Origin of the sequence: Amycolatopsis roodepoortensis (assembly GCF_024628825.1) — a bacterium.
Taxonomy (GTDB): domain Bacteria; phylum Actinomycetota; class Actinomycetes; order Mycobacteriales; family Pseudonocardiaceae; genus Amycolatopsis; species Amycolatopsis roodepoortensis.
On the sequence record NZ_CP102415.1, the window covers coordinates 8639326 to 8653168 of the forward strand.

At 67.7% G+C, this 13843-nt stretch carries 13 protein-coding genes and 1 rRNA gene; 11 read left to right on the top strand and 3 right to left on the bottom strand.

What is annotated here, in order from left to right:
• Positions 1-39 precede the first annotated feature (39 nt).
• The 8 genes from argC to argH all read left to right on the top strand — a co-directional run bounded on the left by argC (position 40) and on the right by argH (position 7656).
• Positions 40-1068 (top strand): N-acetyl-gamma-glutamyl-phosphate reductase, encoded by a 1029-nt coding sequence (gene argC, locus NQK81_RS41555; RefSeq protein ID WP_257485865.1) that lies wholly within the window; start codon positions 40-42, stop codon positions 1066-1068.
• Entirely contained in the window at positions 1065-2225 is a 1161-nt protein-coding gene (gene argJ / locus NQK81_RS41560; RefSeq protein WP_126734042.1) for a bifunctional glutamate N-acetyltransferase/amino-acid acetyltransferase ArgJ, read from the top strand. The genes argC and argJ overlap by 4 nt, the downstream gene beginning before the upstream one ends.
• Positions 2222-3142, top strand: coding sequence for an acetylglutamate kinase (argB, locus tag NQK81_RS41565; RefSeq protein WP_257485866.1), 921 nt, complete (start codon positions 2222-2224; stop codon positions 3140-3142). Before argJ ends, argB begins: the two co-directional genes overlap by 4 nt.
• Before the next feature lie 50 nt (positions 3143-3192).
• Positions 3193-4332 carry an acetylornithine transaminase gene (locus tag NQK81_RS41570; RefSeq protein WP_257489947.1) on the top strand — a complete coding sequence of 380 codons (1140 nt, stop codon included), beginning with the start codon at positions 3193-3195 and terminating at the stop codon, positions 4330-4332.
• A gap of 16 nt (positions 4333-4348) precedes the next feature.
• Positions 4349-5275 (top strand): ornithine carbamoyltransferase, encoded by a 927-nt coding sequence (gene argF, locus NQK81_RS41575; protein ID WP_126734040.1) that lies wholly within the window; start codon positions 4349-4351, stop codon positions 5273-5275.
• A 73-nt stretch (positions 5276-5348) separates the two neighbouring features.
• A complete protein-coding gene (locus NQK81_RS41580; protein ID WP_034321647.1) occupies positions 5349-5870 on the top strand; it encodes an arginine repressor in 522 nt (173 codons plus the stop codon).
• Positions 5860-6213, top strand: a complete 354-nt coding sequence (locus NQK81_RS41585; protein WP_257485867.1) for an adenine nucleotide alpha hydrolase family protein — start codon at positions 5860-5862, stop codon at positions 6211-6213. The genes NQK81_RS41580 and NQK81_RS41585 overlap by 11 nt, the downstream gene beginning before the upstream one ends.
• Positions 6214-6240: 27 nt before the next feature.
• A complete protein-coding gene (gene argH, locus NQK81_RS41590) occupies positions 6241-7656 on the top strand; it encodes an argininosuccinate lyase (protein WP_257485868.1) in 1416 nt (471 codons plus the stop codon).
• A gap of 60 nt (positions 7657-7716) precedes the next feature.
• On the opposite strand, the gene NQK81_RS41595 is transcribed toward argH, so the two are convergent.
• Genes NQK81_RS41595 through NQK81_RS41605 form a run of 3 tightly spaced genes read right to left on the bottom strand, consistent with a single transcriptional unit; the run spans position 7717 to position 9598 of the window.
• The gene (locus tag NQK81_RS41595) at positions 7717-8355 is read right to left on the bottom strand and encodes a TetR/AcrR family transcriptional regulator (RefSeq protein ID WP_126734037.1); all 639 of its coding nucleotides are present in this window, start codon (positions 8353-8355) and stop codon (positions 7717-7719) included.
• Positions 8355-9026 carry a DUF4166 domain-containing protein gene (locus NQK81_RS41600; RefSeq protein ID WP_257485869.1) on the bottom strand — a complete coding sequence of 224 codons (672 nt, stop codon included), beginning with the start codon at positions 9024-9026 and terminating at the stop codon, positions 8355-8357. Before NQK81_RS41600 ends, NQK81_RS41595 begins: the two co-directional genes overlap by 1 nt.
• Entirely contained in the window at positions 9023-9598 is a 576-nt protein-coding gene (locus NQK81_RS41605; protein WP_257485870.1) for an SRPBCC family protein, read from the bottom strand. Before NQK81_RS41605 ends, NQK81_RS41600 begins: the two co-directional genes overlap by 4 nt.
• Positions 9599-9719: 121 nt before the next feature.
• Here NQK81_RS41605 and NQK81_RS41610 point away from each other — a divergent pair, with 121 nt between their 5' ends.
• The 3 genes from NQK81_RS41610 to NQK81_RS41620 all read left to right on the top strand — a co-directional run bounded on the left by NQK81_RS41610 (position 9720) and on the right by NQK81_RS41620 (position 13544).
• On the top strand, positions 9720-10355 hold the full coding sequence (locus tag NQK81_RS41610; RefSeq protein WP_199749945.1) for a DNA-3-methyladenine glycosylase: 636 nt from the start codon (positions 9720-9722) through the stop codon (positions 10353-10355).
• A gap of 32 nt (positions 10356-10387) precedes the next feature.
• A complete protein-coding gene (gene tyrS, locus NQK81_RS41615; protein ID WP_126734033.1) occupies positions 10388-11662 on the top strand; it encodes a tyrosine--tRNA ligase in 1275 nt (424 codons plus the stop codon).
• Positions 11663-12025: 363 nt separating this feature from the next.
• Positions 12026-13544, top strand: a 16S ribosomal RNA gene (locus tag NQK81_RS41620).
• The last annotated feature ends 299 nt before the right edge of the window (positions 13545-13843 follow it).

Below are 13843 nucleotides of genomic sequence, written 5' to 3' on the forward strand. Positions count from 1 at the left end.
TGTTTGATTGAACTTGCATGGGAGTGCATAATCATGCGTATGACGGTGAAGATCGCGGTGGCCGGAGCCAGCGGGTACGCGGGCGGCGAACTCCTGCGCCTGCTGCTGACCCATCCCGAAGTCCAGATCGGCGCGCTCACCGCGGCCAGTTCCGCGGGGACCCCGCTCGTCCAGCATCAACCGCACCTCGCGCCACTGGCCGACCGTGTCCTGCTGGAGACGACCCCGGAGACCCTGGCCGGGCACGATGTCGTCTTCCTCGCCCTGCCGCACGGCCACTCCGGCGCGATCGCCGCGCAGCTGGGCCCGGACGTCCTGGTGATCGACCTCGGCGCGGACCACCGCCTCTCGGACGCGGCCGACTGGCAGCGCTGGTACGGCGGCGACCACGCGGGGCAATGGCCGTACGGGCTCCCCGAGCTCCCCGGCGCCCGCGAGCGCCTCGCCGGGACCAAACGCATCGCGGTCCCCGGCTGCTTCCCGACCGGCGGTTCGATCGCCCTCGCCCCGGCGCTCGCCGCGGGCCTGGTCGAGCCGGAGGTCAACGTCGTGGCCGTCACCGGGACCTCGGGCGCGGGCAAGAGCCTGAAGCCGAACCTCCTCGGTTCCGAGGTGATGGGTTCGGCCACCGCGTACGGCGTCGGCGGTGCCCACCGCCACACCCCCGAGTTCGCGCAGAACCTTTCCGCGGTGTCGGGTGAGCGGGTCAAGGTCTCGTTCACCCCCGTGCTCGCCCCGATGCCGCGCGGCATCCTCACCACCGCGAGCGCCCCGCTGAAGACCGACCTCGACGCCGACGGCGCCCGCGAGGTCTACGAAAAGGCGTACGCCACCGAGCCGTTCGTCCAGCTGTTGCCCGCGGGCCAGTGGCCGTCCTCGGCTTCGGTCGTCGGCTCGAACAACGTCCAGCTGCAGGTCACCGTCGACGCCGACACCCGGCGCCTGATCGTGGTCGCGGCCATCGACAACCTGACCAAGGGCACCGCCGGAGGTGCCGTCCAGTCGATGAACATCGCACTGGGCCTCCCGGAAACCACCGGACTACCGACCGTAGGAGTCGCTCCGTGACCGTCACCCAGCCGAAGGGATTCCGTGCCGCGGGCGTCGCCGCCGGGATCAAGGCCGAGGGCAAGCTCGATCTCACGCTCGTCGTCAACGACGGGCCGCTCCAGGTCGCGGCCGGTGTGTTCACGCGCAACGTGATCAAGGCCGCGCCCGTGCTGTGGTCGCAGGAGGTGCTCAAGCAGCAGCGGCTCAAGGCCGTCGTCCTCAACTCCGGCGGCGCGAACGCCGCCACCGGCCCCGGCGGTTTCCAGGACACCCACAAGACCGCGGAGAAGGTCGCCGAACTCCTCGAAGCCGGTGCGATCGAGGTCGCGGTCTGCTCGACCGGCCTGATCGGCGAGCGGCTGCCGATGGACGCGCTGCTTTCCGGCGTGGACACCGCCTTCGAAAGCCTCGGCACCGGTGCCGAGGCCGATCTCGCCGCGGCCACCGCGGTCATGACCACCGACACCAAGCCGAAGCAGGCGGTCGCGAAGCACGACAGCGGCTGGAGCGTCGGCGGGTTCGCCAAGGGCGCGGGCATGCTCGCCCCGAACCTCGCGACGATGCTGTCGGTCCTCACCACCGACGCGGTCGTCACGCCGGAAGTCCTGGACAAGGCCCTGCGCGCCGCCACCGGCGTGACCTTCGACAGGCTCGACGTCGACGGCGGGACCTCCACCAACGACACGGTGCTCGTCCTCGCGTCCGGCGCCAGCGGCGTCGAACCGACCGAGGCCGAACTGACCGAGCTCCTCACCGCCGTCAGTCTCGACCTCGTGCTGCAACTGCGCGCGGACTCCGAAGGCGCGACCAAGTATGTCGACGTCACGGTCACCGGCGCGGCGAGCGAGGCGGACGCCATCGCCGTCGGCCGGACGATCGCCGAGGACAACCTGGTCAAGACCGCGCTGTTCGGTTCGGATCCGAACTGGGGCCGTATCGCCATGGCGCTGGGCCGGGTGCCCGCGAAGATCGACCCGGAGAAGGTCGCCATCGCGATCAACGGCGTCACCCTGTTCGCCAAGGGCACCACGGCGGCGGACCGCTCCGAAGCGGACCTCTCGGGCCGGGACATCCAGATCGTCGTCGACCTCGGTCTCGGCGAAGGCGGGGCGACGATCTACACGACCGACCTCTCGCACGCGTACGTCGAAGAGAACAGCGCGTACTCCTCATGAGCCCTTCCGAATCCACCGTCCCCGCGGACGAACGGCTCGCGACCGCCGCCGAGAAGGCGTCGATCCTCATCGAGGCCCTGCCCTGGCTGCAGCGTTTCCACGGCGCCACCGTCGTGGTCAAGTACGGCGGCAACGCCATGATCGACGAGAGCCTCAAGCAGGCCTTCGCCGAGGACATGGTCTTCCTGCGCATGGCCGGGCTGCGGCCGGTGGTGGTGCACGGCGGTGGCCCGCAGATCACCGCGATGCTCAACCGGCTCGGCGTCGAAGGCGAGTTCAAGGGCGGCCTGCGCGTCACCACCCCCGAGACGATGGACATCGTCCGCATGGTGCTGACCGGTCAGGTCAGCCGTGAGCTGGTCGGCCTGATCAACGCGCACGGCCCGTACGCGGTCGGCATCTCCGGCGAGGACGCGCGGCTGTTCACCGCCGAGCGCAAACAGGCCACTGTGGACGGTGAACCGGTCGACATCGGGCTCGTCGGCGAGGTCTCCGAGGTCAACCCGGACGCGGTGCTCGACATCGTCAACGCGGGCCGGATCCCGGTGGTGTCCACTGTGGCCCCGGACGTCGACGGCGTCGTGCACAACATCAACGCCGACACCGCCGCCGGCGCGCTGGCCGCGGCGCTCGGCGCGGAGAAACTCGTCGTCCTCACCGACGTCGAGGGTCTTTACGCCAACTGGCCGGACCGCGGATCGCTGGTCGACCGGATCCGCGTGGACCGCCTCGAAACGCTGCTGCCCGGCCTCGCCAGCGGCATGATCCCGAAGATGGAGGCCTGCGTGCGCGCCATCCGCGGCGGCGTCCGCCGGGCGCACGTGATCGACGGCCGCATCGCCCATTCGGTTTTGCTGGAGGTCTTCACCTCCCGCGGTATCGGTACCATGGTCTTCCCCGAAACGGAGCTCCCGTGACCACGTACAAGTCCAATGTAGACGGCCAGGAGCACTGGAAGTCGTCCCTCATGGACAACTACGGCACCCCGGCGCTGACCTTGGTCCGCGGTGAAGGCGCGAAGGTCTGGGACGCCGACGGCAAACCGTACGTCGACCTGCTGGGCGGCATCGCGGTGAACGCGCTCGGCCACGCGCACCCCGCCGTGGTCGCCGCGGTCACCGAGCAGGTCGCGAAACTCGGGCACACCTCGAACCTCTACGTGAACCCGGTCGCCGTCGAACTGGCCGAAACCCTCCTGGACGTCGCCGGCCTGTCAGGCAACGCGAAGGTGCTGTTCGTCAACTCCGGCGCGGAGGCCAACGAAGCCGCGCTGAAGATCAGCAGGCTCACCGGCCGGACCAAGATCGTCGCCTGCGAGGGCGCCTTCCACGGGCGCACCATGGGCGCGCTCTCGCTGACCGGCCAGCCGTCGAAGCGGGACGCCTTCGCGCCGCTGGTCCCGGGCGTCACGCACGTTCCGTACGGTGACGTCGACGCGCTTCGCGCCGCTGTGGACGACGAAACCGCGGCGGTGTTCCTCGAACCGATCCTCGGGGAGGCGGGCGTCGTCCCGGCGCCGGACGGCTATCTCCAGGCCGCGCGGGAGATCACCAAGGCGGCCGGGACCCTGCTGGTCCTCGACGAGGTACAGACCGGCATCGGCCGCACCGGCGCGTGGTTCGCCTTCCAGCACACCGGCATCGTGCCGGACGTCATCACGCTGGCGAAGGGCCTCGGCGGCGGCCTCCCGATCGGCGCGGTCATCGGCGTCGGGGAGGCGGGGGAGCTGATGAAGCCGGGGCAGCACGGCACCACCTTCGGCGGTAACCCGGTCTGCTGCGCCGCCGGGCTCGCCGTGCTCAAGACCATCGCCAAGGACAATCTGAACGACCACGTTTCCGCGCTGGGCAAGGACATCGCCTCCCGGGTGGAGGAGCTCGGCCACCCGCTGGTGTCCGGGGTCCGCGGTGCGGGCCTGCTGCTCGGCATCACGTTGCGCGAACCGGTCTCGTCGACGGTCGCCAAGGCCGCGCAGGACGCGGGATACCTGGTCAACCCGATCGCACCCGACACCATCCGGCTGGCACCGCCACTGATCCTGAGCGCCGAAGAGGCCACGGGATTCCTCGAAGCCCTTCCCGGGGCGCTCGATTCCACCACCACCTAGGACAGAGACGAAACGCATGCTCCGCAACTTCCTCCGTGACGACGATCTCAGCCCCGCCGAACAGGCCGAGATCCTCGACCTCGCCGACCAGCTGAAGGCCGAGCCGCTGAGCTCCCGCGCGCTGGAGGGCAAATCCGTCGCGGCGATCTTCGAGAAGAACTCCACCCGGACCCGGTTCTCGTTCGAGGTGGGCATCGCCCAGCTCGGCGGCAACCCGGTCATCGTCGACGGCCGCTCCATGCAGCTCGGCCGCGAAGAGACCATCGAGGACACCTCACGGGTGCTTTCGCGGTACCTGGACGCGATCGTCTGGCGGACCTTCGCCCAGAAGCGCATCGATGCGATGGCCTCGGCGGCGAGCATCCCGGTGATCAACGCGCTCACCGACGAGTTCCACCCGTGCCAGGTGCTCACCGACCTGATGACCATCCGCGAGCGCAAGGGCAAGCTCGCCGGGCTGACCCTGGTGTACCTCGGCGACGGCGCCAACAACATGGCGCATTCGCTGCTGCTGGGCGGGACCACGGCCGGGATGCACGTCCGCGTCGTCTCGCCGGAGGGCTTCCAGCCGGATCAGCAGGTCATGCTCGACGCGAAGCACCGGTCCACGGAGACCGGCGGCAGCACCACGGTCTTCACCGATCCGTACGCGGCCGTCGAAGGCGCGGACGTCGTCGTCACCGACACCTGGACGTCCATGGGACAGGAGAACGACGGTCTCGACCGGGTCGGCCCGTTCCGTGAGCTGCAGGTCAACGCGGCGTTGATGCGCCGCGCCGCGGACGAGGCGATCGTGCTGCACTGCCTGCCCGCGCACCGCGGCTGGGAGATCACCGACGAGGTCATCGACGGACCGGCCAGCGCGGTCTGGGACGAGGCCGAGAACCGGCTGCACGCGCAAAAGGCGCTGCTGGTGTGGCTGCTTGGCAAGGAGGCATCGTGAGCCACACTGGCGAAGCCTCGCTCGCGCATGCCGACCGGGTGTGGGTGTCCCGCACTGGCACAGAGAAGCGACGATGACCGGCAGCAGGGTCACCCGGCAGGCACGGATCACCGAACTCGTGTCCACGATGGCCATCCGCAGCCAGACAGAGCTCGCGAAGCTCCTGGCGGCGGAAGGTATCGACGTCACGCAGGCGACGCTTTCGCGGGACCTCGACGAACTGGGCGCGGTGAAGCTCCGGGGTGCCGATTCCGGCGCGCCGGTGTATGTCATCCCCGAGGACGGCAGCCCGGTACGCGGGGTGCAGGGTGGCACGTCCCGGCTTTCGCGGTTGCTCGCCGAACTGCTCGTTTCGGCGGACTCGTCGGGCAACCTGACGGTGCTGCGCACCCCGCCGGGCGCGGCGCAGTTCCTGGCCAGCGCCATCGACAGGGCGGCGCTGGAGGAGGTCGTCGGATCCATCGCCGGCGACGACACGGTCGCGGTGATCGCGAGGGAACCGCTGTCCGGCAAAGACCTGGCCGAGCGCTTCATGGCGCTGGCCCGACGGTCGTCCACAGTGGACGGCGGTGAGGAGACCGAAGGTGACGCCTGACGGGTTCGCCTTCCCGGATGACCCGGAGAAGCTGGTCATCACCTTCGACGAAGGTGTGCCGGTGGCCATCGACGGGGAGACCGTGACGCTGCTGGAAGCCTTCCAGCAGCTGAACCTGCGTGTCGGCGCCTTCGGGCTCAAAGGGCGCGAGATCTACGAGGGGCCTGCCGCGAGCGCACTGGTCACCGCGCACGAGGAACTGCAGAAGGTCAGTACCGGGCGGGTGTCCGGCGAGGTGCGGCTGGTCCTGCACCGCGGCAACGCGGTCGTGAACTCCGCGCGCGACGAGCGCGCGCTGTACGACTTCACCGCAGGCGCTACCTTCGACCGGTCAGTCGCCTGAAGAGAACCAAGGGATTCGAGGAGTGTTGTGAGCGGGAATGAGCAGCCGGTGCAGCTGTGGGGCGGCCGGTTCGCCAGCGGGCCGGCCGAGGCGATGGCGGCGCTGAGCGCGTCGACCCATTTCGACTGGCGGCTGGCGCCGTACGACATCGCCGGGTCGCGGGCCCACGCGCGAGTGCTCCGGAAGGCGGGGCTGCTCACCGAAGACGAGCTGACCGGCATGCTCGCCGCGCTGGACACCCTCGCGCGGGACGTCGAGTCGGGCGCGTTCACCCCGACCGTCGCCGACGAGGACGTCCACACCGCGCTCGAACGCGGTCTGCTGGAGCGGGCGGGCACCGAACTCGGCGGCAAGCTGCGGGCAGGCCGTTCGCGAAACGACCAGGTCGCGACGCTGTTTCGGATGTGGCTGCGGGACGCCGCCCGGCGGGTGGTCGCTGGCACCCTCGGTGTCGTGGACGCCTTGGTTTCGCAGGCGAAGCGGCACCCGGACGCGATCCTCCCCGGCCGCACCCACCTGCAGCACGCCCAGCCTGTCCTGCTAGCGCACCACCTGCTCGCGCACGGCCAGTCGCTGCTGCGCGACGTCACCCGGCTGCGCGACTGGGACGCACGCACCGCCGAATCGCCCTATGGCTCCGGCGCGCTCGCGGGTTCGTCGCTCGGTCTCGATCCGGAGGCCGTCGCCGCGGAACTGGGCTTCGACACCAGCGTCGAGAACTCCATCGACGGCACCGCCTCGCGGGACTTCGTCGCCGAGTTCGCCTTCGACGTCGCGATGCTCGCGGTCAACCTGTCCAGGATCGCCGAAGAGGTGATCATCTGGAACACCGCCGAATTCGGCTACGTCACCCTCGACGACGCCTGGGCGACCGGCAGTTCGATCATGCCGCAGAAGAAGAACCCCGACGTCGCCGAGCTGACCCGCGGCAAGGCCGGACGGCTCATCGGCAACCTGACCGGTCTGCTCGCGACGCTCAAGGCGCAGCCGCTCGCGTACAACCGTGACCTGCAGGAGGACAAAGAACCGGTTTTCGACTCCGTCGAGCAGCTGGAACTGCTGTTCCCGGCGATCGCGGGCATGCTCGAGACGCTGACCTTCCACACCGACCGGCTCGCCGAACTGGCGCCCGCCGGGTTCACCCTCGCCACGGACATCGCCGAATGGCTGGTGCGCCAGGGAGTTCCGTTCCGTGTCGCGCACGAGGCGGCGGGGGAGAGCGTCCGCGTCGCCGAAGCCCGCGGTGTCGGCCTGGACGAACTGACCGACGAAGAGTTCGAGAAGATCAACCCGGCCTTGACGCCCGCCGTGCGCGAGGTGCTGACCGTCGAGGGCTCGGTGAGTTCGCGCAACGCTCGCGGCGGTACCGCTCCGGAGCGGGTCGCCGAGCAGCGGGACCGGCTGGTCGCGCGGGTCGCCGAACACCGCGCCTGGCTGAGCTGACCTCTCGCGTGAAGGCCCCCTTCCCTCGGCTCAGCCGAGGGAAGGGGGCCTTCACGCGCTTCAAGATCGTTTAGCGGTCTTCCGGAGCTTCGCACGCACCGCGCGGGTGGCGACCGGGCCGAGCCCTTCGAAGACGTCGACCAGGACGGCAAGCTGCTCCAACGCCGCCAATGCCTGTTCGCTGCCCTCGGGATTCACCGATTCGAACAACGTCAGGCCGAGGAAACCGGCGGAGACCGCGTGGGCGAGCCCCTCGGTCTCCGCGAACTCCAGCACCGGCGAATCGGCCAGTACACGGTCGAGGGTGACCCGGACTTCACGCACCCAGTTGTCCAGCGCCTGCCGCGTCGCCTCGGCCAGCCGTCCGCCGCCCTGCGCGCCGGCGAGCGCCTGGGCGAGGACCGTCATGTTCCCTTCGGCGCGTTCCTCCGCATGGATGACCCGGCCGAGGTCCAGAAGCTCGGCCAGCGTGGTCACGTCGGCGAACCGGTCACGGAAGTGGGCGACGCGGCTTTCGGTCGCCGTCACGCAGGCCTGCGCGATCAGTTCCTCGACACTGCCGAAGTGGTAGAAGATCAGCGCCTGATTGGTGCCCGCCGCCGCGGCGACGGTCCTGGCCGAAACCGCGGTGATCCCGCTGGTGCGGATCGTCTCCAGCGCTCCGTCGATCAACCGCTGTTTCGTGCTGGGCCCGTTCATCAGTCCAGGACCTTCTCACGCAGGGGCTTCACCGCGCCGCTCACCCCCGGCCGCAGATCGACGAACCGTGCCTCGAAAGCGCCCCGGTAGCCGAACAGCGGCCCGAACCGCCGGTTCGTCACCCGGATCTCGATGCGGAAGAGCCCGCTCTCCTCGTCGAACCACTCGTCGACCTCGGCCACACCGACGAGGGATCGCGGCACCACACACCGAAGCGGGCCTTCGCGGATACGGAACTCCTCCGACCGGATGCGGAAGCCGCCGTCGGGCCGCACCGTCATGTCGAGATCGACGGCGAGGTGCTGATGTGTGCCCAGGTAGTCGACGATCTTCCCGCGATCGCGGCTGTAGATCATCTGCGCGTCGAACCGGCGTCGCCGTTCCGGCAGTTCGAAGGTGCGGACGAACGACACCGTCTCCCTGCCGAGCGAGTCGACGTACGGATAGTTCTCGATGGTGAAGGGGACGTTGCGGCCCCGTTCGGGGAACAGGATGTGCCTCGACGCGCCGAGCCGCAGGAACGGCGTCGTGAACGCGGCGCCGCGCCAGATCTCGTCCATCACGCCCACGCCGATCATCCCGACGCCGTTCTCGGAACTCAGCGACAGCCGTTCGCGCATCCGCGGATGCAAGGACGCGAAGCCGGCGCCCAGCGCTTCTCGGAAGATCATGCCTGCTCCAGGGTGTCGAGGATGCGGGGCGCGACGCCGTCCTTGCCGGGCCGCGGGCTCCGGCGGCAGCGTCTCGCCGAGGGGGAGAGCAAGGGGAGTTCTTCCGGTGGTGCCCCGGTCTCGAGCCACAAGCGGAGCCTGTCGAACGACCAGGCCGTCATCCAGCCGAAGAGCGGCCGGAACAGCAGGTCGGCGAACCTGCCGAAGACACCCCATCGAGTGGTGTAGTCGAAGCCGGTGACGAACCGGACGCCGTCGTCGACCGGGGTGTAGCGCCAGTAACCCGATCCGGTCTTGATGAGCGACAGCGGATCCGCCGAGGCGAAGCGCAGCGCGGACGTCCGGCCGCCGTCCGGCCGCGTGCTCTCACCGGCGTGTGTTCCGGTCCCGCTGACGACGAGCCCCAGGAACTCGGTCGTGTACCGGAACCGTCCCGGCGAACCCACGACCGGCTCGATCTGCGAGAAGCGGAGATCCCACCGTGCGTGCAGCCGCGGGTCCTGCGTGTACCGCCACAGCGTGTCGAGGTCGGTGCGGATCACCGTTTCGACGTAAAGCGCTCTTCGGCTCATGGCGCCCCTCCAGTTTTGAGCGTCCGCTCAAAAGCACTGTAGAGCATGTTTGAGCGATCGCTCAATACCTGGCCGGTTAAGGTCGGCCTGGGAGAACGCGAGGTAAAGGGGAGTGCGGAACGTGGAGACCGGCAGGCAGTTCACCCGGCGCGAGCTGGCGCTGGATCCGGTGGAGCTCTCCACGCTCCTGCTCGGCGCGGTGATCGAGGCGACCGGCCCCGACGGCACGGTCGCCGTCCGCCTGGTGGAGGTCGAGGCCTATCGGGGGCTCGACGACCCCGCGTCGCACTGCTACCGCGGCAAGACGCCGCGCAACGCGGTCATGTGGGGGCCCGCGGGGCACCTGTACGTGTACTTCGTCTACGGCATGCACTTCTGCGCGAACGTCGTCGGCACCGAAGACGGGCAGCCGGGCGCCGTGCTGCTGCGGGCCGGTGAGGTGGTGTCCGGCGCGGACATCGCCAGGGCGCGCAGGCCGTCGGCACGCGGCAACGGCGAGCTCGCCAAAGGGCCGGCGATCCTCACCTCGGTGCTCGGCATCGACCGGGCCGAGAACGGCGTCGACCTGACCGACCCCGCGTCACCCGTCCGGTTGTTCACCGGCGAACGCGTTCCCGAGGCGGACATCCGCACCGGGCCGCGTGTCGGCGTCGCGATGGCGATGGACACGCCATGGCGGTTCTGGATCGACGGATCGCCCGCGGTCTCCACCTACCGGCGGGGCGGCAAGCGACGGGCGGCCGCCCCCGGCCGATAGTCGGTTGACCTGGTGCGGGAGGATCTACAGGCGTGAGCGAGCACATCCTTGACGAGTTGACCTGGCGCGGCCTGATCGCGCAATCCACCGACCTCGAAGCACTCCGGCGAGACCTCGACCAAGGACCTCTCACGCTCTATTGCGGATTCGACCCGACCGCGCCCAGCCTGCACGCCGGCAACCTGGTCCCGCTGCTGATGCTCTCCCGCTTCCAGCGCGCCGGTCACCGGCCGATCGTGCTGGCGGGTGTCGCGACCGGGATGATCGGCGACCCGCGCGACACCGGTGAGCGCACCCTCAACACGCTGGACACCGTCGCCGAATGGGCGGACCGGATCCGTGGGCAGCTGGAGCGCTTCGTCGACTTCGACGACTCGCCGACCGGCGCGATCATCGAGAACAACCTGAACTGGACCGGCAAGCAGACCGTGGTCGAGTTCCTGCGCGACGTCGGCAAGCACTTCCCGGTCAACATGATGCTGAACCGGGAGACGGTGAAGCGGCGCCTCGAGGCCGACGGCATGTCGTACACCGAGTTCAGCTACCTGCTGCTGCAGTCGCAGGACTACCTGCACCTGCACCGCGAGTACGGCTGCAAGCTGCAGATCGGCGGCTCCGACCAGTGGGGCAACCTCGTCGGCGGGGTCGACCTGATCCGCCGGACCGACGGCGGGCACACGCACGCGCTGACCGCGCCGCTGGTCACCGACACCGAGGGACGCAAGTTCGGGAAGTCCACCGGCGGCGGCAGCGTCTGGCTCGACCCGGAGATGACCTCCCCGTACGCGTGGTTCCAGTACTTCCTGAACGTCGCCGACTCCGACGTCATCCGCTACCTGCGGATGTTCTCCTTCCTCGGGCAGGAGGAGATCGCGGCGCTGGCCGAGGACACCGAACAGCGTCCCCACCTGCGGTCCGCGCAGCGGAAGCTGGCGGAGGACTTCACGACCCTGGTGCATGGCGAGGCGGCGACCCGGCAGGTCATCGCCGCGAGCCAGGCGCTGTTCGGCAGGGGAGAGCTGCGTGAGCTCGACTCGCCGACCCTCGACGCCGCCATGGCCGAGGTGCCCAACGGCAAGGTCGACCCGAACGGCGAGTCGACGATCGTCGACCTGCTGATCGCCGCCGGCCTAGTCGACAGCAAGGGCGCCGCGCGCCGCACCGTCAAGGAAGGCGGCGCGTACGTCAACAACACGAAGATCGCCGACGAGGAGTGGAAGCCGTCCGCGGACGACGCTCTGCACGGCCGCTGGCTCGTGGTCCGCAAGGGCAAGCGCAACGTCGCCGGCGTGCGCGTCGGGGGCTGATCGCGGCCCAGGCCCGAAACAGGGGCTCTGACCTGCGGAAACGCAGTTAAGGTACCCCCCTGTTTCGGGCCCTTCCGGGGCGTGTAAAGTTCTCCAAGTCGCCAGGGAAACCGGGCGGCCGACCGGGACACGAACCAAGCTCTCGCCTCGGAGTTGAAAGACTCAGTGCGATTGAGTGGGTGTCTCACCAAAAACTGCTAGGAATGACTGCTTCGGATAAGGCCGCGTGACTGTGGTGCGATCTGGGGTGTGTTGCTTGAGAACTCAACAGTGTGCTAGTGAACTAAGCCAGTAGAGCTTATGTATTTGAACCTCGTTTGAGGTTCCTTTGAGAGCATTTATTTGCCTCGATCAAATTTGACATTGTTGGAGAGTTTGATCCTGGCTCAGGACGAACGCTGGCGGCGTGCTTAACACATGCAAGTCGAACGATGAACCGGTTTCGGCCGGGGATTAGTGGCGAACGGGTGAGTAACACGTGGGCAATCTGCCCTGTACTTTGGGATAAGCCTGGGAAACTGGGTCTAATACCGGATACGACTTTTGCGGGCATCCGTGGAAGTGGAAAGCTCCGGCGGTACAGGATGAGCCCGCGGCCTATCAGCTTGTTGGTGGGGTAATGGCCTACCAAGGCGACGACGGGTAGCCGGCCTGAGAGGGTGACCGGCCACACTGGGACTGAGACACGGCCCAGACTCCTACGGGAGGCAGCAGTGGGGAATATTGCACAATGGGCGCAAGCCTGATGCAGCGACGCCGCGTGAGGGATGACGGCCTTCGGGTTGTAAACCTCTTTCGCCAGGGACGAAGCGCAAGTGACGGTACCTGGATAAGAAGCACCGGCTAACTACGTGCCAGCAGCCGCGGTAATACGTAGGGTGCGAGCGTTGTCCGGAATTATTGGGCGTAAAGAGCTCGTAGGCGGTTTGTCGCGTCGTTCGTGAAAACTCCACGCTTAACGTGGAGCGTGCGGGCGATACGGGCAGACTTGAGTTCGGTAGGGGAGACTGGAATTCCTGGTGTAGCGGTGAAATGCGCAGATATCAGGAGGAACACCGGTGGCGAAGGCGGGTCTCTGGGCCGATACTGACGCTGAGGAGCGAAAGCGTGGGGAGCGAACAGGATTAGATACCCTGGTAGTCCACGCTGTAAACGTTGGGCGCTAGGTGTGGGCGACATCCACGTTGTCCGTGCCGTAGCTAACGCATTAAGCGCCCCGCCTGGGGAGTACGGCCGCAAGGCTAAAACTCAAAGGAATTGACGGGGGCCCGCACAAGCGGCGGAGCATGTGGATTAATTCGATGCAACGCGAAGAACCTTACCTGGGCTTGACATGCGCCAGACATCCCTAGAGATAGGGCTTCCCTTGTGGTTGGTGTACAGGTGGTGCATGGCTGTCGTCAGCTCGTGTCGTGAGATGTTGGGTTAAGTCCCGCAACGAGCGCAACCCTTATCCTACGTTGCCAGCGCGTTATGGCGGGGACTCGTGGGAGACTGCCGGGGTCAACTCGGAGGAAGGTGGGGATGACGTCAAGTCATCATGCCCCTTATGTCCAGGGCTTCACACATGCTACAATGGCTGGTACAGAGGGCTGCGATACCGCGAGGTGGAGCGAATCCCTTAAAGCCGGTCTCAGTTCGGATCGCAGTCTGCAACTCGACTGCGTGAAGTCGGAGTCGCTAGTAATCGCAGATCAGCAACGCTGCGGTGAATACGTTCCCGGGCCTTGTACACACCGCCCGTCACGTCATGAAAGTCGGTAACACCCGAAGCCCATGGCCCAACTGCTTGCAGAGGGAGTGGTCGAAGGTGGGACTGGCGATTGGGACGAAGTCGTAACAAGGTAGCCGTACCGGAAGGTGCGGCTGGATCACCTCCTTTCTAAGGAGCAACACATCCATCGTTCCCGGGATACCCGGAACCAGAGCGGTGGGGTGGCCGGCACTCAATGCCCGAATGTGGTGTTGTGCTGGTTGCTCAAGGAATTGTGGAACTACTGGTTTATGCCGGTTCGCTTGATGCCCGCACGGGCTAGTACTGCACCTCTGGTGCGTGGAACGTGTGCTGCAGGGTCAAGAGGATTTCGGTGTTCACTACGCGCACTGTTGGGTCCTGAGGCAACACGCCGAGGGGCTTACACGAGCTCCAGGGTTGTTTGTTTCTGGTGTGGTGTTTGAGAA